Source organism: Micromonospora sp. DT68, assembly GCF_049847245.1.
Lineage (GTDB): Bacteria > Actinomycetota > Actinomycetes > Mycobacteriales > Micromonosporaceae > Micromonospora > Micromonospora profundi.
On record NZ_JBNCNZ010000002.1, the window covers coordinates 286,796 to 310,567 of the forward strand.

The following is a 23,772-nucleotide window of genomic DNA, read 5'->3' on the forward strand; positions in this document are numbered from 1 at the left end:
TCAGCCCACGTCGAGGGGGTCTGCGAGGAGCCGTTCGAAGGCCAACTCGGCGGCGCCGATCAGGGGTGCGTCCTCGCCCAGCTGGGGGGTGCGCAGCCGGACGTGCTCCAGGCATGCGCCGAGCGCGTTGGAGTTGAGGCGGCTGCGGATCTGGGCTGCCGCGGCGAGGTAGAGGTCGCGCATGGTGCCGCCGAAGATGAGCATCTCGGGGTTGAAGACGTTCACCAGGTTGGCCACTCCGAAGCCGAGCCAGTCGCCGGCCTGACGTACCGCCGTCTGGGCTCGTGCGTCACCGCGGTCGGCGGCGTCGAAGACGGCCAGCAGCGCGTCGCGGCCCCGGGCGTCGGAGCGGCCGGCGGCGCGCAGCAGACCGTGCTCGCCGATCTCGGTCTCCCAGCAGCCCCGGGCGCCGCACTCGCAGGGCAGGCCGTCGCGGACCACCTTCATGTGGCCGACCTCGCCGCCGTATCCGCCGTGCCCAGTGAGCCTGCGTCCACCGGCGATGATGCCGGCGCCGACGCCGACGTCGCCGTACAGGTAGATGACGTTGTCGCAGCCGGCCGCGACGCCCCTGGTGTGTTCGGCGAACGCCGCCACGTCGGCCACGTTGCCCACCGTGATCGGTACGTCGATGCCGAGTTCGGCACCGAGCGCCGCACCGATCGGCTCGTCCACCCAGCCGGTGGTGGGACCGAGCCGGACCAGGCCGTCGTCCCGGCGGACCATGCCGCAGACGGCCACGCCGGCGCCGACGCAGATCGCGTCGGCGGGCACCGTCTGCTGCATCTCCTTGACCGCGCCGGCAAGCAGCGGCGCGGCCTCGGCGGCCAGCAGGCCGCGTGGTCGGTCCAGGTCGCGGCGCTCCAGCACCGCTCCGCCGAGCCCGACGCGGGCGGCGCGCAGCCGGTCAACCTCGACGGAGTACGCGTACGCGTACACCCGGTTGGATTCGGGCCGGACGACCAGTGACGGACGTCCGGCCCGGCCGGTCTCCTTCGGTGTGCCCTCGCTGACCAGCCCCACTGAGGTCAGGTCGGCGGTGAGTGCCCCGATGGTGCTGCGGTTCAGCCTCAGGGTGGTGGTCAGTTCAGCCCGTGTGGTCGCCCCGTGGACGTGTACGTGGCGCAGCAGAGCCCCCAGGTTCTGCCGCCGGACCTCGTCCTGGCTTGGTGCCGGGCGCATGTGGTGTCACCTCCCCCCGCGTGATCAGCGGGTGCCGGTGGCGGCTGCCCGGCGGCGGGAGAAGGCGTCGACGCTGGCGGCGAGCATGAGCACGACGCCGGTGACCACGTACTTGACTCCCGCGCTGTAACCCATGAGGCCCATTCCGTTGTCGATGACCGCGACCACCGCTCCACCGAGGACGGCGTCGAAGACCCGGCCCTTGCCACCGAAGAGGCTTGTGCCGCCGATCACCGCCGCCCCGACGGCGTAGAGCAGTACGTTACTGCCCCCGGTGTTGGGGTCGACTGAGTTGGCTCGGCTGGCAGCCACGATGCCGCCGACGGCAGCCATCGAGGAGCAGATGACGAATACCGAGATCCGGATGCGGTCCACCTCGATGCCGGCGCGTCGGGCGGCTTCCCGGTTGCCGCCCACAGCGTAGATGTGGCGGCCGTAGCTGGTGCGCTGGAGCACGAAGGTCCAGATGATGAGCAGTACCGCGATGACCGGTACGACGATCGGCACGCCCTTGAGGGAGACGACCAGCACGTTGCGGCTGCGCTCCAGGTTGAGGATGAAGACCGCCGTGCCGAGCAGGACGGCGAGCCCGACGATCCGGGCGGCCACGACGGCCAGCGGATCGGTGATCAGGCCCCGGGCGATCCGGTTGCGGTGCCTCAGCAGTTGCACGGCCGCGTAACCGGCGACCGCGACGATGGTGAGCACCCAGCCCAGGACGGGGCCGAGGTTGCGGTTGGCGATGGCGACAAGCACGTCGTCGCGTACGGAGATGTTCGTGCCTTCCTTCATGAGCATCAGCACGATGCCCTGGAAGGCGAGGAAGCCGGCGAGGGTGACCACGAAGGACGGAATGCCGATCTTCGCGACGAGCAGGCCGAGGGCGGTGCCGATGACGACGCCGGTGGCGACAGCGGCGAGCACGGCGACCCACCAGGGGTAGCCGAGCACTGTGACCACATTGGCGAGTACGGCCGCGCAGACGCCGCTGGCGAAGCCGGCGGAGAGGTCGATCTCGCCGAGCAGCAGCACGAAGACCAGGCCCATCGCGATGAGCGTGACCGCCGCGCCCTGGGTGAAGAGGTTGGCGAAGTTACCGGCCGACAGGAACGACGACGGCCGCATGACCGCGAAGACGGTGCAGAGCACGATCAGGCCCAGCACCGCGGGCAGCGCGCCGACGTCGCCGCCGCGTACCCGACTCAGGTAGGTGCGGGCGTGGCTCCCGACGGTCGGCGGCGGTGTGACGGCCGCTGGGCCGTCCTTCCGCACGGCGGTGGTGGTCATCGGTCGCCTCCTGAGGTCGAGTCGGCCAGCTGGTTGCCGTTGCCGTTGCCGCCCGTACCCGGGTCGGTGGCGAGGCCGAGCCCGCCCGAGCGCCCTGCGGTGATCAGCTCGACCACCTGGGAATGAGTGATGTCGGTGGTCTTCACCTGGGCGACCATCTGGCCGAGGTACAGCGCGGCGATGCGGTCGGAGACGGCGAAGACGTCGTTCATGTTGTGCGAGATGAGCACCACGGCGAGGCCGTTGTCGGCGAGCCGGCGGACCAGTTCGAGCACCTGGGCGGTCTGCGCGACGCCGAGCGCCGCGGTCGGCTCGTCCAGGATGACAAGCTTGCTGTTCCACAGCACCGCCTTGGCGATGGCCACGGTCTGTCGCTGGCCGCCGGAGAGGCTGGAGACGTGCTGGCGCAGCGAGGTGACGGTGCGCACGGAGAGCCCGGCGAGTGTCTCAGCGGCGAGCTGTTCCATCGTCGGCTCGTCCAGGACGATGCCGCGGCGCTTCTCCCGGCCGAGGAACATGTTCTGCACGATGTCGAGGTTGTCGCAGAGCGCGAGGTCCTGGTAGACGACCTCGATGCCGAGGGCCGCAGCGTCGCGCGGGTTGCTGATGTTCACCTGTTCGCCGTTGAACAGGACCTCGCCGGCGTCGATGGGGTGAATGCCGCTGATGCACTTGACCAGTGTCGACTTGCCGGCGCCGTTGTCACCGACCAGCGCGGTCACTTCGCCTGGGTGGACGGTGAAGGCGACATCGCGGAGCACCTGTACGGGACCGAAGCTCTTGTCGATCCCGCGTAGTTCCAGCAGGGGGGTCGCGGACACGGGGGTCTCCTTAGGAGGGTCGGGGCCTGGCCGGCGGGCGCCGCCCGGCACGGGAGGGTGCTCCCGTGCCGGGCGGCGGGTGTCGTCCCGGCGGGTACTGCGTCGTCGGTCAGCTGATGCCGGCGTCGGCGCAGAGCTTGGCGTACGTCCCGGCGCAGACCTCTTCCTTGGTCACGTACCCGTCGGCGATGACGTCCTTGACGTTCTCCTTGTAGATGGCCTTCGGGGTGAGCAGCACCGAGGGGACGTCGCGGCCGCCTTCGGGGTCCTTCACCGTCTGGCCGGTGTCCTTCTTCTCGCCCTTGGCCAGTGCGATGGCCAGGTCGGAGGCGGCCTTGGCCTCTTCCCGGACGGCCTTGTAGACGGTCATGCACTGGTCGCCGGTGAGGATGTTCTGCAGGCCCTCGGTGCTGGCGTCCTGCCCGGTCACCGGCACCTTGCCGTTGAGCTTGTTCTTCTTCAGCACGGAGATGGCGGCGTTGCCGAGGCCGTCGTTGGCGGCCAGCACGCCGTCGATCTTGCCGTTGGCCTTGGTGAGCTGCTGCTCGAAGATCGTCGTCGCCTGCGCGTTGTCCCAGGCCGGTACGGCGTCCTCGGGGCCCTTGACGTATTCCTTGGAGTCGAACTTCGGCTTGAGCACCGAGTCGTAGCCGTTCTTGAACAGGGTGGCGTTGTTGTCGGTGGGGGAGCCGTTCAGGTACGACACGACCGGGTTCTTGACGCCCTGGGTGGTCAGGCACTTGGCCAGGCCCTCGCCCTGGAGCTTGCCGACGGTCTCGTTGTCGAAGCTGACGTAGTACTGGGCCGAGCCGCCCAGGGTGAGCCGGTCGTAGTCGATGGTGGCGACGCCCTGCGACTTGGCCTTGTCGAGCACGGCCTTACCGGTGCCGGAGTCCAGGTTGACGATCATCAGGACGGTGACGCCACTGGTGATCATCTGGTCGGCGATGGTCTGGAAGGCGGACTTGTCGTTCTGCGCGTTCTGGATGTCGTACTGGACGCCGGCGGCCTCGAACGCTTCCTTGAGGAACTTGCGGTCCGCGGTCTCCCAGCGGACGGAGGACTTGCTGTCCGGGAGGATCACGCCGATCTTGGGAGTCTTGGCGGAGCTGGCCTGGCCGCCGGAGTCGTCGTCGCCACAGGCGGTCAAGCCGCCGGTCGCGAGCAGGCCCACGGCGGCGATGGTGAGGATCCCCTTACGCATGTGCAGGGTCCTTTCGGAAGGTGGGGGAGGTGTAGTTTGTTGTGCCCGGCAACGTATTGCGCGGCGCGCCGAGTCCACAAGACCGCGTAGGTGCAGAGTTTGTTGATAGCGATAACAATTCAGCAACGCGACTGTTACTCATCGCTCATCCACCGGACGTCGACCGTCATGAAAGCCCTCAGTGGGCTTGCAACGCCGCGGTGCGGGCCTCGGTCAGAGCCACCAGGTCAGCCGCCGCCAGCTCCAGTTGCAGACCGCGCCTACCAGCGGAGACGTAGATCGTCGGCAGGTCCAGTGCGGACTCGTCAAGCACTGTGGGCAGGCGCCGACGCTGCCCGAGCGGGCTGATGCCACCCCGTACGTAGCCGGTGGCCCGCTCAGCGACCGCCCGGTCGGCGAGCGTCGCCCGCTTGCCGCCGGCCGCCGCCGCGAGGGCCTTGAGGTCCAGTTCTCCGGTGACCGGAACGACTGCCACCGTGAGCGCGCCGTCGACCTCGGTCACCAACGACTTGAACACCCGCTCCGGTGCCACACCGAGCGCCGCCGCCACCAGCGCGCCGTAGTTCGGCGCGTCCGGAGACACCCGGTACGGATGGATGCGATGCGCGACGCCATGCTTTACCAGCAGTGCCGTCGCCGGAGTGCCCTGTCCCGCCACGCCTGAGAACCTAGTCGACAGGCCGGCAGACGAGCACTGTCGGCGACCCGGCGACCCGGGTCAGCACCAGGCTCGCCGCCTGGTCGCCGGCCAGCCGCAGGTCCTTGCGGAGCTGCTCCGGGGTGAGCGCCGAGCCCCGCTTGAGGATCTCCACCCGCCCCACCCCGCGGTCGCGCAGCAGTGCCCGCAGGCGCTTGAGCGAGAACGGCAGCACGTCGGTGACCTCCAGGCAGCGCGCGTACGGGGTGCGGGTCGGCTGGTCGGCGTAGAGGTAGGCGATGCTCGGATCGCCGAGGGTGGCGTCCAGCTCACCGGCCAGCTCGGCGACGAGGTGCGCGCGTACCACCGCCGCGTCCGGGTCGTACAGGTAGCGGCGTGGCGGCCCGACCGGGGCCTCGACGGCACCCGAGCCGGTGAGTTCGTGGCGGCGGTACCCGGCGCCCTCCTGCCGGTGGACTGTGGCGCGGCGGGGCTCCCGGGCCAGTTCGCCGCACCAGAGCGCGGCCTCGACGAGGTCACCGTCCACGCTCACCCACTCCGCCTCGGCTCCGGGCGGGATGAGCGCGTGGTCCAACCCCGGTGCCACCTTCACCACAGTGCGGGGCACCCGTTCGGCAAGCCCTGTCACGAAGTCCCACGGTGGTGAGTAGGCGCGCGGGTCGAAGATCCGCCGGCCGGTGCCGGCCCGACGTCGGGCCGGGTCGCAGAAGACGCCGTCGACCCGGGAGACGTCGAATGCTGTGGCGTCGCCGCACTCGACCGTGAAGCGCTCGGCCAGCCCTGCCGCTGCGGCGTTGGCGGCTGCCATCTCGGCGGTCACCGGGTCGGCTTCCACCCCGTACACCCGGATGCCGGCGCGGGCGGCGGCGAGCGCGTCGGCGCCGAGGCCGCAGCCCAGGTCGGCAAGCGCGCGGACGCCGGCCGCGTGCAGCCGTTCGGCGCGGCGGTCCGCGACGACCCGGCGGGTGGCCTGCTCCAGCCCGGCGCGGGTGAGGAACATCCCGGCGGCGGCCGGGCCGAACTTGCCGACCGCCCGGTGGCGCAGCTCCGCCTGGGTGAGCGCCGCCGCGGCGAGCGCGGGTGGCACCCCTGCCGATCGTAGGGCCGACGCCGCCGCCAGCGGGTCGCCGCCGGCCAGCCCGGCCGCCGCCGCGAGCGCGGCCGACCCCTCGGGGGTACGCAGCGCGGCCAGCTGATCGAGATCCACCCGAGCATTGTCCCGACCAGCGGCAGGGGCGGCCGGTCCGGGTTGATTACCGACGTCGGCTCGCCGAGATTGTGGCGACACGACAGGCCGCGCGTTGGCACTCTCCTTGACGGAGTGCCAGCCACGGAATAACCTGCGATTAGCACTCTCACCCCGAGGGTGCCAGCTTCCGGGTCTCGCGACCCGGGTGCGCAACGCCAGGCGGACCGGCACCCGCGACGACGGCCCCGCCCGGTGGCATGTGGCAAATGACGCTGGTCGGCCCCGCCGACCGGTAACGAATCCAGTACCCCAGGAGGGTATGCCCGTGACTACCGCGACCAAGGTTGCGATCAAGCCGCTCGAGGACCGCATCGTGGTCCAGGCGAACGAGGCTGAGACCACCACGGCGTCGGGCATCGTGATCCCCGACACCGCCAAGGAGAAGCCGCAGGAGGGCACCGTCCTCGCTGTGGGCCCGGGGCGCGTCGACGACAACGGCAACCGGGTTCCGGTTGACGTGCAGGTCGGCGACACCGTCCTCTACTCGAAGTACGGCGGCACCGAGGTCAAGTACGCCGGCGAAGAGTACCTGGTGCTCTCCGCCCGCGACGTCCTCGCGGTCATCGAGAAGTAAGCAACCGATCAGTGTCGTTGCCCCGGTCCGGCTCGCCGGGCCGGGGCAACGTCGCTTCGAAGGGACATTCATGGCGAAGATCCTGAGCTTCTCGGACGACGCCCGACACCTGCTGGAGCACGGTGTCAACGCCCTCGCTGACGCGGTCAAGGTCACCCTCGGCCCGCGCGGGCGCAACGTCGTCCTGGACAAGAAATTTGGTGCGCCGACGATCACCAACGATGGTGTGACCATCGCCAAGGAGATCGAGCTCACCAACCCCTACGAGAACCTCGGCGCGCAGCTGGTCAAGGAGGTGGCGACCAAGACCAACGACGTCGCCGGCGACGGGACCACCACCGCGACCGTGCTGGCGCAGGCGATGGTCCGTGAGGGCCTGCGCAACGTGACCGCCGGCACCAACCCGGCCGGCCTCAAGCGGGGCGTCGACGCGGCGGCCACCAAGATCTCCGAGGCGCTGCTCGGCCGTGCCGTCGAGGTCGCCGACCAGAAGGCGATCGCGAACGTCGCCACGATCTCCGCGCAGGACTCCACGATCGGCGAGCTCATCGCCGAGGCGATGGAGCGGGTCGGCCGCGACGGCGTCATCACCGTCGAAGAGGGCTCGATGCTCACCACCGAGCTGGAGGTGACCGAGGGTCTCCAGTTCGACAAGGGCTTCATCTCGCCCAACTTCGTCACCGACCTGGAGGGCCAGGAGTCCGTCCTCGAGGACGCCTACATCCTGGTCACCACGCAGAAGATCTCCGCGATCGAGGAGCTGCTGCCGCTGCTGGAGAAGGTCCTCCAGAACAGCAAGCCGCTGCTGATCATCGCCGAGGACGTGGAGGGCCAGGCGCTCTCCACCCTCGTGGTCAACTCGCTGCGCAAGACCCTCAAGGTCTGCGCTGTGAAGGCCCCGGGCTTCGGTGACCGGCGCAAGGCGCTGCTCCAGGACATCGCCATCTCCACCGGCGCCGAACTGGTCGCCCCGGAGCTGGGCTACAAGATCGACCAGGTTGGCCTTGAGGTGCTGGGCACCGCTCGGCGCGTGGTGGTCGACAAGGAGAACACCACGATCGTCGACGGCGGCGGCCAGAAGGCCGACGTCGAGGACCGGGTGTCCCAGATCCGCAAGGAGATCGAGGCCTCCGACTCCGACTGGGACCGGGAGAAGCTGGCCGAGCGGCTCGCGAAGCTCTCCGGCGGCGTGGCCGTGATCAAGGTGGGCGCGGCGACCGAGGTCGAGATGAAGGAGCGCAAGCACCGCATCGAGGACGCCATCGCGGCGACCAAGGCTGCGGTCGAGGAGGGCACCGTGCCCGGCGGCGGCGCCGCCCTGGTGCAGATCCTCCCGGTGCTCGACGACGACCTGGGCTTCACCGGTGACGAGAAGGTCGGCGTCTCGATCGTGCGCAAGGCGCTCGTCGAGCCGCTGCGCTGGATCGCTCAGAACGCCGGCCACGACGGCTACGTCGTGACCCAGAAGGTCGCCGAGATGAAGTGGGGCCACGGCCTCGACGCCGCCACCGGCGAGTACGGCGACCTGGTCAAGGCCGGCATCATCGACCCGGTGAAGGTGACCCGCAACGCGGTCACCAACGCCGCCTCGATCGCCGGCCTGCTGCTCACCACGGAGAGCCTCGTGGTGGACAAGCCGGAGCAGGCCGAGCCGGCCGCCGCCGGTGGGCACGGCCACGGCCACGGTCACCAGCACGGCCCGGGCTTCTGACCCGATAGCGTCACCCTTTCCGGGGCACACCGTCCACGACGGTGTGCCCCGGCTTGTTCCCGAGATATCCATCGAGGGCCGCCACGGTTGGCAGCCCGGCGAGTCGACCGCGCACACTGGGTCGATGAGCACGACGTCACGGCGGTACGCCGCGCTGGCCGGAGTCACCGCCGCCGCCGTCGCCATCGGAGTCGCCGAACCGGTGGCCGTCCTGACCGGCCCTCGGTCGGCGCCGCTGGTAGCGGTCGGCGGGGTGGTCGTCGACGCCGTTCCCGAGCCGCTGAAGCAATTCGCCATCGACGTCTTCGGCACCGCCGACAAGATCGCCCTGCTGGTCGGCACGGCAGTGCTGCTGGGCGGGTTCGCCGCGCTGATCGGGGTGCTCGCGGCACGCCGACTGGCCGTCGGTCTGGCCGGCATCGGCGCGCTGGGCGCCGTGGGGGTTGCCGCCGCTCTGACCCGTCCCGGCGCGGACCTCGCCGACGCCCTGCCATCGCTCGTCGGCGGTGGGCTCGGAGCGCTGGTGCTCTGGCTGTTCATCGCCGGCCCGTTCGAGATGGACCCCTGGCCCTGGACGCCACCCACGCCACCCGAGCCGACCACGAGCGGTCCGGCACCAGGGCTGCCGACCGCCTCGTCGGCCAACGAAGACCTGCACGCACCGGCAGCTCCGACCGCCTCGCCGCCTTCGGGTGGGTCTCCGAACCCGGTGGGGTCGGAACGGCAGGAGGGGGTCGACCCGGAGTCGCGGCGGCGGTTCCTCACCGGCACCGGGGTTCTGCTCGGCACGGCCGCGGTGGCCGGTCTGGGCGGGCGCTGGCTGGCCGGGCGGCGTGGGGTGTCGGCCGCCCGGGACGCGATCCGCCTGCCCGCGCCTGCCGTACCCGCGGCGGCGGTGCCGGCGGGGGCGGACCTCTCGCTGGCGCAGCTCGCGCCGTACGTGACCCCGAACTTCGGCTTCTACCGCATCGACACCGCGCTCGTGGTGCCGCAGGTGGACCCGGACACGTGGCGGCTGCGCATCCACGGGCGGGTCGGCAACGAGCGCACCTACACCTACGCCGACCTGCTGGCCCGGCCGCTGGTCGAGCGCTACGTGACGCTTGCCTGCGTCTCCAACGAGGTGGGTGGCGACCTGATCGGCAACGCCCGCTGGCTTGGCGTACCCCTGCGGGAGTTGCTCGACGAGGTCGAGCCGGACGACGACGCCGACCAGGTCGTCGGTCGGTCGGTCGACGGCTGGACCTGCGGCACCCCCACGGCGGCTCTGCGCGACGGGCGCGACGCGCTGCTGGCCATCGGCATGAACGGGGAGCCCTTGCCTGTCGATCACGGCTTCCCGGCCCGAATGGTGGTGCCGGGCCTGTACGGCTACGTGTCGGCGTGCAAGTGGGTCACCGAGTTGGAGCTGACCCGGTTCGCGGACTTCGACGCGTACTGGGTGCCGCGCGGCTGGTCCGTCGAGGGGCCGATCAAGACCCAGTCGCGGATCGACGCGCCCCGCAGGCGCAACCGGCTGACCGCAGGGCCGGTCACCGTCGCAGGGGTGGCCTGGGCGCAGCACCGGGGCATCCGCAGGGTCGAGGTGCGCGTCGACGACGGCGAGTGGCAGGAGGCGGAGTTGGCGCCGACGGTGTCGGTGGACACCTGGGTGCAGTGGTCCTGGCGCTGGGACGCCACGCCGGGCGAGCATCGGCTCCAGGTCCGGGCCACCGACGCGACAGGCGAGACCCAGACCGAGCGTACGCAGGGTGTCGTCCCGGACGGTGCCACCGGCTGGCACACGGTCCCCGTCCTGGTCCGCTGAGCACCCAACCACGCAGATCTTGGACAGTTACCGTTCCGCGCGAACGGTAACTGTCCAAGATCTGCGGGCCACAACGCGCGAACCGCGCCCCCGTTGTGGGGGCGCGGTTCGCATGTTGGTCTGGGGAGTGTGGGTGTCAGGCGACGTTGCGCTGGGACGGAAGAGTCGACCTGTGCGTGCTGCCGAGTCGGGCCTCCAGCCGTGAGACGTCGACCCGGGCGTGCCGGCGGTCCGCGACGTCCTCCCAGCCGAGGGCGAGCAGCCGCAGCCGCTCCGACTCGCTGAAGCCGCCCCACACGCCGTACGGCTCACGGACCGACAGCGCGTGCGCCGCGCATTCGGCGCGGACGGGGCATGCGCGGCAGACCGCCTTGGCGGACGACTCCCGACGCAGCCGGGATGAGCCCCGCTCGCCGTCGGGGTGGAAGAACTGGGCGCTGTCGCGGCCTCGGCAGGCACCGAGCCGCTGCCAGTCCCAGAGGTCGACGATGGGTCCGGGCAGTCTACGTACGTTCGACATCAGCACCCCTCCTCCCGCGCGGCACCGCGAGATCCTTGTGGCCGGCTTCCGGGCGGCGGGCCGCGCAGGCGCACCGTTCCCGGCCTGGCCCCTCCGGTACCCCAGTCGTTGCCGACTCACACACCTGTGATCGAAAACGCTTGGCAACTTAGGGCTTTTGCCCTAGTTGTCGGAAAAGTTCAGATGATTGCCCGGAACCTCCTCCGGGGCCGACCTCGTCATGGTCTGCTCGTGTGCGGAGAGGAGACCACCACAGTGCGTACTGTTCTTGTGTGCGTTCGGACACCGCTCGCGGCCCAGCACCTGACATCCGCTGCCGCGCGGCTGGGGTTGTCCGCGATCGTCCGTACCGCCGTCTCCGATCCCGAGGTGATGCTCCGGCTCGCCGAACGGCCGGTCGACGTGGTGCTCGCCGACACGGCCCTCACCCGGCCGGACAGCGCGGGCTTCGTCCGCCGGGTGCTCGCCCGCGCGCCGCAGGCCGCCGTCCTGCTGCTCGGCACCGAGGAACCCGAGGCCGCGGCGGCCACCATCAGCGCCGGCGCGCGGGGCCTGATCCAGAACGTCGACCATGACCTGACCAGCGCGGTGGCCAAGGCCCTGCTGCTGCTCACCGTGCCCGGCCGGGCCTCCCGGCAGCGGGTCACCGACCCGGCCCGGGACACCGCGTCGGTCGGCGGATCGGGCCGCTCGGTGCCATCCCTGCGGGGCTCCGCCGAGCCGGGCTGGACCGCCGTGGCGGGTGAGGGCTCTGCCGGCATGCCGTCAGTGCCCGTGCAGCGGGGCGAGGACGAGGTCGACCCGGCCACCGACGAGCAGGCGACCGGCCAGAACGACGCCGCCCGACCGGCCACGAACACCCGACCCACCCGGGCGTCCATCGGTCTCACCGAGCGGGAGTTGCAGGTCCTGCTCGGCATGGCCGAGGGCAAGAGCAACGCGGAGATCGGCCGGGAGCTGTTCGTGTCCGAGGACACTGTCAAGACCCACGCCCGGCGGCTGTTCCGCAAGCTCGGTGCCCGGGACCGGGCACACGCGGTGGCCGCCGGCTTCCGCGCCGGCCTAGTCGCCTGACGGCGCGAGCAGGCCGGGCAGTCCCGTGACGGCGTGAACGGGCTAAGCACTCACCCGGCGGCGGGAACAGACCAGCCTCGTCGCCCGACGGCGCGAGCGGGCCGGGCCGTCTCGCCTGAGGCCGTGAGTAGGCCGGGCAGTCGCGTGACGGTGGGAACAGGCTGCGGCAGTCAGGCGGTCGTCGGGGTGCCCGGCTCGTCCTCGGTGCCCTCGGTCAGGGTGTCGTGCACCCCGTCGGCGTACCCACGGGCGTAATCCCAGGTCACGTAGTGGTCCGGGTCGGGGTCGTAGGCCGGCTCGTGCACGCGCGGACGCCCCGAGTTGAGCAGGTGCCGCAGGTTGCCCCGCAGCAGGTCCCAGTCGAAGTAGTGCGGCTCCCGGCAGTCCTCGCACTCGATCACCAGCCCGCGCACCCCGATCGGTGCCAGCAGAGCCTGGTAGATCTCCAGGTCGGCGAGGTCTTCGAGCACGTCCTGCCGCTCGACGTCGGTAAGCGGATCCGGCGTCGCGTCGTCGCCCGGATCGTCAAGCCCCGCAGTCGGGTCGGCCGGGTCGCCGTTGAACGGGTCGATGGGCTCGTCGTGCACCCCCTCACCGTAGACCCAACGCGGCGTGAACGTCCGCCCCCCGGCACCGCGCCGGGAGTGCCGCCACCGCCGGAGGTCGCCCAGCTCACTGGGTACGATGGGACGACCGGCCGGCACCGCGGCGTGTCCCTGTGTCCGCCCGCGCCACCTCGCTGAAGCCCATCCGAGCAGCTCAGGGGAGCAATCGTGGAAATTTCGCCCAGCACCGATCTTCCGGCCGGCGTCGAACACGCCGACCTGGGCGGCCACCTGCCCGAGTTGCCGGCAGGGTCGGCGCGGGTAGTTCCGCTCGGGCTCACCTTCGACGACGTGTTGTTGCAGCCGGGCGAGTCGGATGTCGTGCCCAGCCGGGTCAACACCCGTACGAAGCTCACCCGCAACATCGAGTTGACCATTCCGCTGCTGTCGAGTGCCATGGACACCGTCACCGAGGCGCGGATGGCGATCGCCATGGCCCGTCAGGGCGGCATCGGCGTGCTGCACCGCAATCTGTCCGTTGACGACCAGGCGCTCCAGGTCGACCTGGTCAAGCGCTCCGAGTCCGGCATGATCACCAACCCGGTGACGGCAAGCCCGGACGACACACTGCGCGAGGTCGACGAGCTGTGCGGCCGGTACCGGATCTCCGGTGTGCCGGTGGTCGACGGCGACGGGCAGTTGGTAGGCATCGTCACCAACCGCGACATGCGCTTCGTGTCCGAGCCGAGCACCCCGGTCCACGAGATCATGACCCGTACCCCGCTGATCACCGCCCGGGTCGGCGTGAGCAAGGACGACGCGTTGGCGCTGCTGCGTCAGCACAAGGTCGAGAAGCTGCCGATCGTCGACGAGTCGGGCCGGCTGCGCGGGCTGATCACCGTGAAGGACTTCACCAAGAGCGAGCAGTACCCGGAGAGCACGAAGGACGCTGCCGGACGGCTCCGGGTGGCCGCCGCGATCGGTGTCGGCGAGGACTCCTACAAGCGGGCACGCACGCTTGTCGACGCGGGCGTGGACGTGCTGATCGTGGACACCGCGCACGGGCACCAGCGGGCTGTGCTGGACATGGTCCGCCGGCTCAAGAAGGACGTGAGCGTCGACGTCGTGGGCGGCAACGTGGCGACGTACGCCGGCGCGAAGGCGCTCGTCGATGCCGGCGCCGACGGGGTCAAGGTGGGTGTCGGCCCGGGTGCGATCTGCACCACCCGGATCGTCGCCGGGGTCGGCGTTCCGCAGATCACCGCGATCATGGAGGCGGCCCGCGCCGCCCGTCCGGCCGGTGTGCCGGTGATCGGCGACGGCGGCATCCAGTATTCGGGTGACATCGCCAAGGCCCTTGTGGCCGGCGCCGACACGGTGATGCTCGGCAGCCTGCTGGCCGGCTGCGAGGAGAGCCCCGGCGAGCTGATCTTCGTCAACGGCAAGCAGTTCAAGACGTACCGGGGGATGGGCTCGCTCGGCGCGATGCAGTCCCGTGGCCAGGCCAAGTCGTACTCGAAGGACCGCTACTTCCAGCAGGACGTGCTCAGCGACGACAAGCTGGTACCCGAGGGCGTCGAGGGCCAGGTGCCCTACCGGGGGCCGCTGTCGCGGGTGGCCCACCAGCTCGTCGGTGGGCTGCGACTGGCGATGGGATACGCCGGCGCGGAGAACATCCCCGACCTGCACCACCGTGGCCAGCTCATCCGGATCACCGCGGCCGGTCTCAAGGAGAGCCACCCGCACGACATCCAGATGACCGTCGAGGCGCCCAACTACCACACCCGCTGACCCACCACCCCCAACCACCTGGAGTCCCCCATGCGTGACGTGGTCGAGATCGGGCTGGGCAAGACCGCGCAGCGCGGCTACCACCTGGACGACATCGCCATCGTGCCGAGCCGCCGGACCAGGGACGTCGACGACGTCTCCACGGCCTGGCAGCTCGACGCGTACCCGTTCGGTATTCCCTGCGTCGGGCACCCGTCCGACGCCACGATGAGCCCGGCGTCGGCGGTGCGGCTGGGTCAGCTCGGCGGCCTCGGCGTGCTCAACGTCGAGGGGCTGTGGACCCGCTACGAGAACCCGACGAAGGTGCTTGATGAGTTGGCAGGCCTCGACGAGGACGCCCGCGCCACCAAGCGGCTCCAGGAGGTGTACGCCGAGCCGATCCGCCCGGACCTGATCGCCGAGCGGGTCCGTGAGCTGCGGGCCGGCGGCGGCACCGTGGCGGTGCGGGTGTCCCCGCAGCACACCCTGGCGCTGGCGCCGGTGATCCTGGACGCCGGGGTGGACATCCTGGTCATCCAGGGCACCATCGTCTCGGCCGAGCACGTGTCGACTACCGACGAGCCCCTGAACCTCAAGGAGTTCATCGCCGACCTCGACCTGCCGGTGATCGTCGGCGGCTGCACCGACTACAAGACGGCGCTGCACCTGATGCGCACCGGCGCGGCCGGCGTGATCGTCGGCATCGGCGGCGACGAGTGGTCGACCACCGAGTCGGTGCTGGGCATCCGGGTGCCGATGGCCACCGCGATCGCCGACGCCGCGGCGGCCCGCCGGGACTACCTCGACGAGACCGGCGGCCGGTACGTGCACCTGATCGCCGACGGCGACATCCAGACCTCCGGCGACATCGCCAAGGCGCTCGGCTGCGGTGCCGACGCGGTGATGCTCGGCGAGCCGTTGTCGCTCTGCGAGGAGGCGCCCGCCGGTGGCGCCTGGTGGCACTCGGCGGCGAGCCACCCGTCGCTGCCCCGGGGCGCGTTCGAGGTCTCCGGCGACCCGCTCGGGTCGATGGAGCAGTTGCTGTTCGGCCCGGCCGACGAGGCCGACGGCCAGCTCAACCTGTTCGGCGGGCTGCGCCGGGCGATGGCCAAGTGCGGCTACCGCGACCTCAAGGAGTTCCAGAAGGTGGGCCTGGTCCTCGACCGCTGACCTGCCCCCTGCATGCCGGAAGGCCGGCCCCGCCACGTTGCGGGGCCGGCCTCCGTCGTTCCCAGGGGGTCAGCCCACTGTGAATTCGACCCAGTTCAGGTTGCCCAGGCCGCTGGTCGGCCCGCCCGGTACGGCGGTGTAGACCAGGTAGAGCCGGTGCGCCCCGGCCGGCTGGTTCACCGGCACCGAGGTGCTGGTGAAGGCCGCGTTGCCGGTGGTCGCGTTCAACGTCGCAGTGGCGACGAGCGGGCCGGTCGGCGAGTCGAGCCGCAGTTCCACCGCCGCGCGGGGGGTGCCCGCTGTGGCGGCCGAGCCTCCGGAGTGCCGCAGCGTCACGCTGGACACCCCACCCAGGTTGATCGGGTCGAAGGCGATGTGGTCGCCCGGGTCGATCGAGCTGACGTGCTGACCGCCGCCGGTGTCACCGGTGTTGGCGATCGTGACGCCCTCCTTCACCTGGGCGTTCTCGGCCTGCTGGCGAGGCGTCTGGATGATCGCCTGGCCGACTGTGGTGAGCGGGGCCTGCCCGCCGCCGCCCAGGTCGGTGTAGGAGGCGCTGATCCCGCCGTACAGGTAGCCGCCGGCGTGGTCACCGCCGTCGGCGGGGGTGGCCAGGATGCCCGTGCAGCCGGTGGTGGAGCTGTCCGGGTGCCCGTGGCTGTCGTGGCCGAGGACGAACGTCACCGTCACCCGTGAGCAGTCCACCGGCCCGTCCTCCGGGTCGGTCACCGTGACCGTGAACGGCACCGTGTCACCCCAGTTGAAGAAGCTGCCGGACACCGGGGAGGTGACTGTCACTGTGGGCGCGGTGTTGCCGACCACGATCTCCCTGGTGAGTACGGCGGTCCTGCCGCTGGAGTCGGTCACCGTCAGCTTGGCGCTGTAGGTGCCGTTCGCCGTGTAGGTGAACGACGGGTTCGGGTCTGCCGAGTCGACGGTGCCGTCGTTCGTGAAGTCCCAGGCGTACGAGATGGACTCGCCCGGGTCCGGGTCGTAGCTGCCGGCCGAGGAGAACTGCACGGTCAGCGGCACGGTCCCGGAGGTTGGCGTGGCGTCGAGCTTCGCCACCGGCGACCGCTGGCCCTTGACGTACCGGATCACCGACAGTTGCGCGTCGGGGTTGGCCCGGAAGAAGCCGTCGCCGTACTCCAGCAGGTAGAGCGAGCCGTCCGGCCCGAACTCCATGTCCATCGGGTTGTCGAAGACGAAGCCCGGCAGGAACTGCTCCACGCCGGTCAGCTTGCCCTTGCCGTCGGTACGCATCATGAAGATCTTGTCGCGGGTGAACTCACCGAAGACCACAGCGTTCTGGTAGTACTCGGGGAACTTCACCTCGGAGGTCGACTTCGAGTCGTACGAGTAGATCGGGCCGCCCATGGGGCCGACGCCGCCGGTGCCGATCACCGGCCACTTGAAGTCGCAGGCGACCGGCGGGTTCTCCAGGTACGCCCCGGCGCACGGGGTACGGGCGTCGAACGTGTACCAGAACTGCGGCTGCTCGACCTTCGGCAGCACCCGCAGGCCGGTGTTGCGCGGCGAGTCGTTTACCGGGGCACCGCAGTTGAACGGTGCGCCGGAGGTCCGGGTGACGAAGTCGTAGTCGACATACGGCAGGCTCGGCGAATAGCAGTACGGCCAGCCGTAGTTGCCGGCCTTCTTTGTGGCGAACCAGCGGCCGGTGCCGTCCGGGCCCCGGGTGGCGCTGGGCACGCGGGAGTCCGGCGAGTAGTCACCGACGTAGACAGTGCCGTCGGCGCCCACGTCGTACCGGAACGGGTTGCGCAGCCCCATCAGGAAGATCTCCGGCCGGGTCTTGCCGGCCTGGTCCTTCGCCTCGTCGAAGAGGTTGCCCTTCGGGATTGAGTACGTGCCGTCGGACCGTACCTTGATCCGCAGCAGCTTGCCGCGCAGGTCGTTTGTGTTGCCCGACGAGCGCTGCGCGTCGTACCCGGGGCCCTGGGCCGGCGACTCGTTGATCGGGGTGTACCCGTCGGAGCCGCCGGCGTTGGTGTCGTCGCCGGTGACGAGGTAGAGCAGTCCCTTGGCGTCGAACTTGATCTCGCCGGCCACGTGGCAGCAGATGCCGCGGTCGGCCTCGACCCGGAGGATCTGCTGCTCGGTGCTCATGTCCAGGCGCGGGGTCGGGGTTTCCACGAGCTTGACCCGGGAGAGCTGGTTGTAGCCCTTGAACTTGTCCCACACCGTCGGGTCGTTCGACGTGGCGGGCGCGTCGCCCTCGTTGACGCCCGGGGTGCTCGGGTCGTCGACCGGGGTGTTGAGCTTCGGCGCGTAGTAGATGTAGACCCACTTGTTCTTCGCGAAGTCCGGATCGATCGCCACCGACTGGAGGCCGTCCTCGTCGTGCTGGTACACGTCGATGGTGGTGATCACCGGGCTGGCGCCGGTCGCCGGGTCGTAGAGGCGTACCTCGCCGCCACGGGTGTTGTGCAGCACCCGGCCGTCGGGGAGCACTGCCAGCGACATCGGCTCGCCCGGTTCGCCGTTGAGGGTGACCTTCTCGTAGTTGCCGAGCACCGTCGCGCCGCAGTCGCCCTCGATCACGCCGGCGGACCACTGGATGCCGCCGAGCAGGTGCTCACGGAACTTCGCCGAGCGGTACGTCTCGATGCTGTGCCCGAGGCCGGTGTAGAAGGAACGCCCGCCCTGGTAGTCCTTGCACCAGGTGATCGGGTGGTCGTACCCCATCGTGCCGCCGGTGTAGGTCTTCTCGTCGACAGTGGCCAGGACGTGCGAGGTGCCCCGGACGTTGCGGTCGAAGTTGTACCACTCCTCGGTGAGGGTGAGCGTGCGCGGCAGCGTCTCCGACGCCGGGTGGGCGCGGTCGGCGACGTCGACCACGCCACGGGTGACGGTCGAGGCGCTTGCCACCTTCGCGCCGACCAGGTCCTGGTAGAAGGTCCAGTCCGGTTCGGTCTCCGCTGCGGCGTGTACGCCGACGTAGCCGCCGCCGGCCTTCACGTACGCCTCGAAGGCTGCCTCCTGGCTGGCGTTGAGGACGTCACCGGTGGTGTTGAGGAAGACCACGGCCCGGTACTTCGCCAGCTCGGTGGGGGTGAACACTGCGGCGTCCCGGGTGACAGTGACAGTGAACTTGTTGGCCTTGGCCAGTTTCCGGATCGTGTCGACACCGTCGTTGATGGACGCCCGGCGCTCACCGGCGGTCTTCGTGAACACCAGGACCTGGTAGGTCTTCGGGGCGCGCTTGGGGGAGCGGAGCGCGGCGGGGCCGTTCTCCACGACGGCTGTACCGCTCGGGGGTGGGTCGGTTGGCGCCGCAGTGGCGGGTGCGGCGGAGATGAGGGGGACGGTCAGGATGAGCCCAGCGGCGACGGCGAACCATCGTCGTCCGGTCGGTCGGATCATCGTTCCTCCGGTGGTCGGCGGGCGCGCGGCATCCCCGGCCCGGTGGGGCCGGCCGCGCGACTGCGTGGGGGGATGGACCGTGCGCGTCCCGTCGCCGTACGGGAGCGCGAAGGTGATCGGGGACGGCGGTTGTCCGCGCCCGTCACCACCGCCGGCTCGACGGCCGGCGGAGTGTGGGCACGGCCGGCGTCGAGCGGACGCCGGCCGTGCGGGGTGTTACTTCTTCAGGTAGATCGTCAGGTCGGACATGTTGCGGTAGCTGAGCGCCGCGAGGTCGAGCGACTGTCCCCGGTTGGCGGTGCCGCCGGGAGCGGTGTCCATCTCCCAGTTGGCGTGGTGGAAGTCCCGCTCGCCGATGGTCTGGAAGAACTGCTGGAAGTTGATGTCGCCCTCGCCGAGGGGTGCCATCTGGTGACCGTTGGGCACGCTGGTGTCGCGGTCGCCGTCCTTCGCGTGGAACAGCGGGAACCGGGTGGTCCGGTCGGCCACGTTGAGGATCGGGTCGAACAGGTCGGTCACCTCACGCCCGGCCGGGTCGACGTACTTCTGGTGCTTGTAGCGGGCCACGTAGCCCCAGTAGATGTCGAACTCGAAGAAGACGTACTTCGGGTCGGTCTTGCCGAAGAAGTACTCCAGCCGCCGGACGCCCGACGAGCGGGTGGGGCGGCCCTGCGCGTCGAGCGGCCCGGAGTCGAGCAGGAAGCTGTACGCGACGTCGTGGTTGTGCGTGTAGAGCCGCATGCCCCGGGCGCGGGCCTGCCGGCCCAACTCGTTCCAGAGGTCGGCGGCGGCGTCCCAGTCGGCCTTGTAGGCGCTGTTGGTCGGGTCGCTGCCGGTGCCGATGTTCTTCATGCCGAGTTCCTCGGCGATGTCCAGCTGCTGCTGGAAGGTGGCCGCCTGGATCGAGGCGTGGGTGCCGTTGGCGACCAGGCCGTTGTCGTCGAGGATCTTGCGGATCTCGCGCGGGGTGATCTGCCGGCCGAGGATCGAGGTGTGCTGGGTGTAGCCAGCGAACTCGATTTCCTTGTAGCCGATCTCGGCGAGTCGGGCGAGGACGCGTTCGAAGCCGTACGGCACTCCGCTGTCGTCGGGCGCTGCGGTGATCCGGTCCCGGACGCTGTAGAGGATGATGCCGCGGTTCTTCTCCGGGATCAGCGGTTCGACCCGCAGCTTGCTCTTGTCCTTACCCTTACCCTTGCCCTTGTCTTTGTCCTTGGGGTGGGCGAGGGCAGGGGAGCCGGTGGCGAGGACCGGCAGGCCGGCCGCGCCAAGTGCGGCGGCGACGCCTGCGGAGGCGGCGAGCAGGGACCGGCGGTTGATCCGGTTGGTCGGCGTGGCGTCGGTGTGGTCTGGCATGGTCCCACCTTTCGCGACGGCGTATGCCGTCGATAACGATCAGCAAGGGTGCGACGAGGGTCCGTCGCAGGGCGCCGCCGAGCGCCTTGTCCGCGTCTCCGGCGAGGCCGGGGGCCTGCGGTGTCGTGACATCGAAGGGGCAACTGCACGCCGCCGCCACGGCGTGTCGGTGTGGGACGCGACGTCCCGCTCCTGGACGCGATCGGCTGGGATGTTCCGAACGCGTTACATCTTGGGGTCAGACAGTAACGTCGGCGGTGGCCAAAAGAAAGTGTCAATGTGAGCTAACTTTTGCTTGTTTAAACGAAAGTAACTGACGATCGTCGATACACACCTCCGGCCCGGCCGTGCTGGCTACGCTCGTCGTGACCCGGGCGACCGGGCGAAAGGAGACGTGAATGGTCCTGACCGGACGGACGCCGCGCCGCCACCGGCTGGCCATAGTCACCGCGTTCACCTGTGCCGTCGCGCTCGGCGCCGCCGGATGTACGGGTGCAGACAACGACGGGTTCCGGCCCGGCGCCGCCGACGCCGGTGACCCGTACGTGCCCGGACGCGGCAACGGCGGCTACGACGTCACGCACTACGGCCTGGGCGTCCGCTACGACCCGACGACCGACCGGCTCACCGGCCGGGCCGCCATCACGGCCACCGCGACACAGGATCTGTCCCGGTTCAACCTGGACCTCGCCGGCCTGGACGTCGGCGCGGTCACCGTCGACCAGGCGCGGGCCGAGCACCGCCGCGACGCCAGCGAACTGGTGGTGACACCGCGCGACCGGCTGCCACGCGGCCGACAGTTCACTGTGGTCGTCGACTACCAGGGTGTGCCCAGTGCCGTCACCGACGGTGCGCTGGGCAGCGGCGGCTTCCTGCACACCGACGACGGCGCGATCGCGCTCGGTCAGCCCGACTCCGCAGCCACCTGGTTTCCGGTCAACGACCACCCGTCGGACAAGGCCAGCTACGACATCGCCGTGACCGTTCCAGACGGACTCGCCGCGCTCAGCAACGGCGTGCCCGGCCCGCGGAGCAGCGCCGACGGCTGGACCACCTGGCGCTGGTCGGAGCGCACCCCGATGGCCAGCTACCTGAGCACCCTCGTGATCGGCAACTACCGGGTGGTCGACGGCAACCACGCCGGACGGCCGATTGTCACCGCCGTCGCGGCGAGCCTCCCGGCGACCGGTGGCGCGGCAGGCTCGCTGGCCCGCACCGGCGAGATCGCGGACTTTCTGGCCAGCCGCTTCGGCCCGTACCCGTTCGACTCGTACGGGGGCATCGCCGTCGCGGACGACCGGATCTCCTACGCGCTGGAGACCCAGTCCCGGCCGGTCTACGGGCCCGCCTTCTTCACCGACGACAGGCCCAACCCGGGCGTTGTCACGCACGAGTTGGCCCACCAGTGGTTCGGCGACAGCGTCTCCCTCAGCAGGTGGGGCGACATCTGGCTCAACGAGGGTTTCGCCAGCTACGCCGAGTGGCTGTGGGAGGAGCACGACGGCGGCCGGACCGCGCAGCGCAACTTCGAACTCCAGTACGCGGTGACCGACTGGTCGCAGCCGTCGGTCGAGCCGGGCCGGGAACGGATGTTCGGCACCGCCGTCTACAAGCGCGGCGCGCTCGCCGTGCACGCGCTACGCCGGACCGTCGGTGACGACACGTTCTTCCGCATCCTGCGTACCTGGACCACCGAGCGGGCGGGAGGAAACGCCACCACCGCGGACTTCGTGGCGCTGGCCGAGCGGGTGTCGAACCGGCATCTGCGGCCACTCCTTGACGCCTGGCTGGTCGGCGGCACGGCACCCACCCTGCCGTGACGGGCCTGTGATGCCCTGTCGATAGGCTGCCGCCTGCGATCGGCACGGGCACCGGTCACGCGCGGGCGGCGATGCCTCCGCGCTGCCATACGGGGAGGGTTCGCGATGCGGAAAACGCCGCGCAGGCTGCGGGTGGCCGCCGCACTGCTGGTAACCGGGGCGCTAGTGACATCGGGGTGCGACTCGACAGCGCCGGACACTGCGACACCGGCGCCGAGCACGTCCCCGAAGCCTTCGCGTGTGTTCACCGCCGGTGCGGCCGGAGTCGGCGACAGCTACTTCCCCACCTACGGCAACGGTGGCTACGACGTCGGGCAGTACACGATCAAGGTGCGCTACGACCCGGCGAAGGACCGGCTGACCGGCACCGCCACAGTGCAGGCCACAGCGACAGCCGACCTGTCGACGTTCAACCTCGACCTGGCCGGCCTGACCGTCTCAGAGGTCACGGTGGACGGCGCGCCGGCCACCCACAGCCGGGACAAGAACGAGCTGGTGATCAAGCCGGCTGCCGGCCTGATCAGCGGCAACGGGTTCGTCGCCGAGATCACGTACTCCGGCGTGCCGAAGCCGCTGGAGAACGAGGCCCTCGGCAGTGGCGGCTTTCTGCACACCCCCGACGGCGCCATCGCGCTGGGCCAGCCCGAGTCGGCGAGCACCTGGTTCCCGGTCAACGACCACCCGTCCGACAAGGCCGCCTACGACATCGAGATCACCGTCCCGAAGGGCCTCACCGCGATCAGCAACGGCGTGCCGGGCGGCTCGACCACCACTGACGGCTGGACGACCTGGAAGTGGTCGGAGAAGTCGCCGATGGCCAGCTACCTGAGCACCGTGGTGATCGGCAAGTTCCGGATCACCACCGGCGAGCACAAGGGGCGGCCGGTCTACAGCGCGGTCACCACTACCGTGGCCAAGGGCGCCCCGGACGTGTCGATCGCGCAGACCGTCAAGGTGGCCGACTACCTGGAGAGCGTCTTCGGGCCGTACCCGGTCGACGCGTACGGCGGTGTGGTGGTCTCCGACAGCCGGATCTCCTACGCGCTGGAGACCCAGAGCCGCCCGGTCTACTCCGCAGGCTTCTTCAGGCGTGGCGAGAACACCGATGTGGTCGCCCACGAGTTGGCCCACCAGTGGTTCGGCAACAGTGTGGCGATTGCCAAGTGGGAGGACATCTGGCTCAACGAGGGCTTCGCGACGTACGCGGAATGGCTCTGGGCTGAGCACACCCGGCAGTCCACGGCCAAGCAGGCGTTCGAGGCCCGGTACGCAGGCGTGCCGGCCGAGGTGTGGAGGACGCCGCCGGGCCGGCCGGGGATGACGAAGCTGTTCAGCGAGTCGGTCTACCAGCGCGGAGGAATGACAGTGCACGCGCTGCGGGTGGCCGTCGGGGACAAGGCGTTCTTCGAGATCCTCAAGGCCTGGCTGGCCGAGAAGCGCAACGGCACCGCCACCACAGCGGAGTTCGTGGCCTTGGCCGAGCGCATCTCCAACAAGAAGCTCAAGCCCCTCTTCGACACCTGGCTCTACGGCACCCAGAAGCCCCCAACCCCCAAACCCCTCTAACCCCCCTCGCGCGCGCCCTTCCACCCCCGCGATCTTGCACTTTCTGCCAGGGCGAAAGGGTCGAATCACCACGA

Annotated in this window: 18 protein-coding genes; 8 read left to right on the plus strand and 10 right to left on the minus strand. The window is 70.3% G+C overall.

Translation table 11 applies throughout. The features are described from left to right. From ACPXB1_RS04575 to ACPXB1_RS04600, 6 genes are all read right to left on the minus strand, one after another. Entirely contained in the window at nt 1-1,182 is a 1,182-nt protein-coding gene (locus ACPXB1_RS04575; RefSeq protein WP_355590609.1) for an ROK family protein, read from the minus strand. Nucleotides 1,183-1,206: 24 nt separating this feature from the next. Continuing rightward, nucleotides 1,207-2,469, minus strand: a complete 1,263-nt coding sequence (locus ACPXB1_RS04580; RefSeq protein ID WP_355590611.1) for a sugar ABC transporter permease — start codon at nt 2,467-2,469, stop codon at nt 1,207-1,209. Beyond that, nucleotides 2,466-3,290, minus strand: coding sequence for an ATP-binding cassette domain-containing protein (locus tag ACPXB1_RS04585; RefSeq protein WP_355590613.1), 825 nt, complete (start codon nt 3,288-3,290; stop codon nt 2,466-2,468). Before ACPXB1_RS04585 ends, ACPXB1_RS04580 begins: the two co-directional genes overlap by 4 nt. 109 nt (nt 3,291-3,399) lie before the next feature. Beyond that, nucleotides 3,400-4,494 (minus strand): sugar ABC transporter substrate-binding protein, encoded by a 1,095-nt coding sequence (locus ACPXB1_RS04590; protein WP_355590615.1) that lies wholly within the window; start codon nt 4,492-4,494, stop codon nt 3,400-3,402. A 178-nt stretch (nt 4,495-4,672) separates the two neighbouring features. Further along, nucleotides 4,673-5,152, minus strand: coding sequence for a Cys-tRNA(Pro) deacylase (gene ybaK, locus ACPXB1_RS04595; RefSeq protein WP_355629024.1), 480 nt, complete (start codon nt 5,150-5,152; stop codon nt 4,673-4,675). 10 nt (nt 5,153-5,162) lie between these two features. Then, a complete protein-coding gene (locus ACPXB1_RS04600) occupies nt 5,163-6,359 on the minus strand; it encodes a THUMP-like domain-containing protein (RefSeq protein WP_355629021.1) in 1,197 nt (398 codons plus the stop codon). A gap of 301 nt (nt 6,360-6,660) precedes the next feature. Here ACPXB1_RS04600 and groES point away from each other — a divergent pair, with 301 nt between their 5' ends. From groES to ACPXB1_RS04615, 3 genes are all read left to right on the plus strand, one after another. Then, nucleotides 6,661-6,975 (plus strand): co-chaperone GroES, encoded by a 315-nt coding sequence (gene groES / locus ACPXB1_RS04605; protein WP_030330046.1) that lies wholly within the window; start codon nt 6,661-6,663, stop codon nt 6,973-6,975. 70 nt (nt 6,976-7,045) lie between these two features. After that, nucleotides 7,046-8,686: a chaperonin GroEL gene (gene groL / locus ACPXB1_RS04610; RefSeq protein ID WP_355590620.1), complete on the plus strand. Its 1,641-nt coding sequence runs from the start codon at nt 7,046-7,048 to the stop codon at nt 8,684-8,686. Nucleotides 8,687-8,810: 124 nt separating this feature from the next. Then, nucleotides 8,811-10,493 carry a molybdopterin-dependent oxidoreductase gene (locus tag ACPXB1_RS04615; RefSeq protein WP_355629018.1) on the plus strand — a complete coding sequence of 561 codons (1,683 nt, stop codon included), beginning with the start codon at nt 8,811-8,813 and terminating at the stop codon, nt 10,491-10,493. A 136-nt stretch (nt 10,494-10,629) separates the two neighbouring features. On the opposite strand, the gene ACPXB1_RS04620 is transcribed toward ACPXB1_RS04615, so the two are convergent. Continuing rightward, nucleotides 10,630-11,013 (minus strand): WhiB family transcriptional regulator, encoded by a 384-nt coding sequence (locus ACPXB1_RS04620; RefSeq protein ID WP_355590626.1) that lies wholly within the window; start codon nt 11,011-11,013, stop codon nt 10,630-10,632. A 255-nt stretch (nt 11,014-11,268) separates the two neighbouring features. On the opposite strand from ACPXB1_RS04620, the gene ACPXB1_RS04625 reads away from it, so the two are divergent. Next, the gene (locus tag ACPXB1_RS04625; protein ID WP_355590629.1) at nt 11,269-12,087 is read left to right on the plus strand and encodes a helix-turn-helix transcriptional regulator; all 819 of its coding nucleotides are present in this window, start codon (nt 11,269-11,271) and stop codon (nt 12,085-12,087) included. Between the two features lie 170 nt (nt 12,088-12,257). Here ACPXB1_RS04625 and ACPXB1_RS04630 read toward each other — a convergent pair whose 3' ends face one another. Next, the gene (locus tag ACPXB1_RS04630) at nt 12,258-12,674 is read right to left on the minus strand and encodes a DUF5319 domain-containing protein (RefSeq protein ID WP_355590632.1); all 417 of its coding nucleotides are present in this window, start codon (nt 12,672-12,674) and stop codon (nt 12,258-12,260) included. 186 nt (nt 12,675-12,860) lie between these two features. Here ACPXB1_RS04630 and guaB point away from each other — a divergent pair, with 186 nt between their 5' ends. After that, on the plus strand, nt 12,861-14,423 hold the full coding sequence (gene guaB / locus ACPXB1_RS04635) for an IMP dehydrogenase (RefSeq protein WP_355590635.1): 1,563 nt from the start codon (nt 12,861-12,863) through the stop codon (nt 14,421-14,423). Nucleotides 14,424-14,453: 30 nt separating this feature from the next. Continuing rightward, entirely contained in the window at nt 14,454-15,572 is a 1,119-nt protein-coding gene (locus ACPXB1_RS04640; RefSeq protein ID WP_355590638.1) for a GuaB3 family IMP dehydrogenase-related protein, read from the plus strand. Nucleotides 15,573-15,641: 69 nt separating this feature from the next. On the opposite strand, the gene ACPXB1_RS04645 is transcribed toward ACPXB1_RS04640, so the two are convergent. Continuing rightward, complete coding sequence (locus tag ACPXB1_RS04645; protein ID WP_425734835.1) at nt 15,642-18,956, minus strand: ThuA domain-containing protein; 3,315 nt, start codon at nt 18,954-18,956, stop codon at nt 15,642-15,644. Nucleotides 18,957-19,172: 216 nt separating this feature from the next. Continuing rightward, the gene (locus ACPXB1_RS04650) at nt 19,173-20,312 is read right to left on the minus strand and encodes a sugar phosphate isomerase/epimerase family protein (RefSeq protein ID WP_425734836.1); all 1,140 of its coding nucleotides are present in this window, start codon (nt 20,310-20,312) and stop codon (nt 19,173-19,175) included. A gap of 398 nt (nt 20,313-20,710) precedes the next feature. Here ACPXB1_RS04650 and ACPXB1_RS04655 point away from each other — a divergent pair, with 398 nt between their 5' ends. After that, a complete protein-coding gene (locus ACPXB1_RS04655; RefSeq protein ID WP_355590647.1) occupies nt 20,711-22,132 on the plus strand; it encodes a M1 family metallopeptidase in 1,422 nt (473 codons plus the stop codon). Between the two features lie 105 nt (nt 22,133-22,237). Next, complete coding sequence (locus ACPXB1_RS04660) at nt 22,238-23,698, plus strand: M1 family metallopeptidase (RefSeq protein WP_355590650.1); 1,461 nt, start codon at nt 22,238-22,240, stop codon at nt 23,696-23,698. Nucleotides 23,699-23,772: the final 74 nt, after the last annotated feature.

Excerpts from the sequence above, each read along its gene's own strand:
- ACPXB1_RS04620 (WP_355590626.1), bottom strand. The coding sequence starts at position 11,013 with ATGTCGAACGTACGTAGACTGCCCGGACCCATCGTCGACCTCTGGGAC.
- ACPXB1_RS04660 (WP_355590650.1), top strand. The coding sequence starts at position 22,238 with ATGCGGAAAACGCCGCGCAGGCTGCGGGTGGCCGCCGCACTGCTGGTA.
- groES (WP_030330046.1), top strand. The coding sequence starts at position 6,661 with ATGCCCGTGACTACCGCGACCAAGGTTGCGATCAAGCCGCTCGAGGAC.
- ACPXB1_RS04580 (WP_355590611.1), bottom strand. The coding sequence starts at position 2,469 with ATGACCACCACCGCCGTGCGGAAGGACGGCCCAGCGGCCGTCACACCG.
- ACPXB1_RS04655 (WP_355590647.1), top strand. The coding sequence starts at position 20,711 with ATGGTCCTGACCGGACGGACGCCGCGCCGCCACCGGCTGGCCATAGTC.
- ACPXB1_RS04640 (WP_355590638.1), top strand. The coding sequence starts at position 14,454 with ATGCGTGACGTGGTCGAGATCGGGCTGGGCAAGACCGCGCAGCGCGGC.
- groL (WP_355590620.1), top strand. The coding sequence starts at position 7,046 with ATGGCGAAGATCCTGAGCTTCTCGGACGACGCCCGACACCTGCTGGAG.
- ACPXB1_RS04590 (WP_355590615.1), bottom strand. The coding sequence starts at position 4,494 with ATGCGTAAGGGGATCCTCACCATCGCCGCCGTGGGCCTGCTCGCGACC.
- ACPXB1_RS04575 (WP_355590609.1), bottom strand. The coding sequence starts at position 1,182 with ATGCGCCCGGCACCAAGCCAGGACGAGGTCCGGCGGCAGAACCTGGGG.
- ACPXB1_RS04615 (WP_355629018.1), top strand. The coding sequence starts at position 8,811 with ATGAGCACGACGTCACGGCGGTACGCCGCGCTGGCCGGAGTCACCGCC.
- ACPXB1_RS04645 (WP_425734835.1), bottom strand. The coding sequence starts at position 18,956 with ATGATCCGACCGACCGGACGACGATGGTTCGCCGTCGCCGCTGGGCTC.
- ACPXB1_RS04650 (WP_425734836.1), bottom strand. The coding sequence starts at position 20,312 with ATGCCAGACCACACCGACGCCACGCCGACCAACCGGATCAACCGCCGG.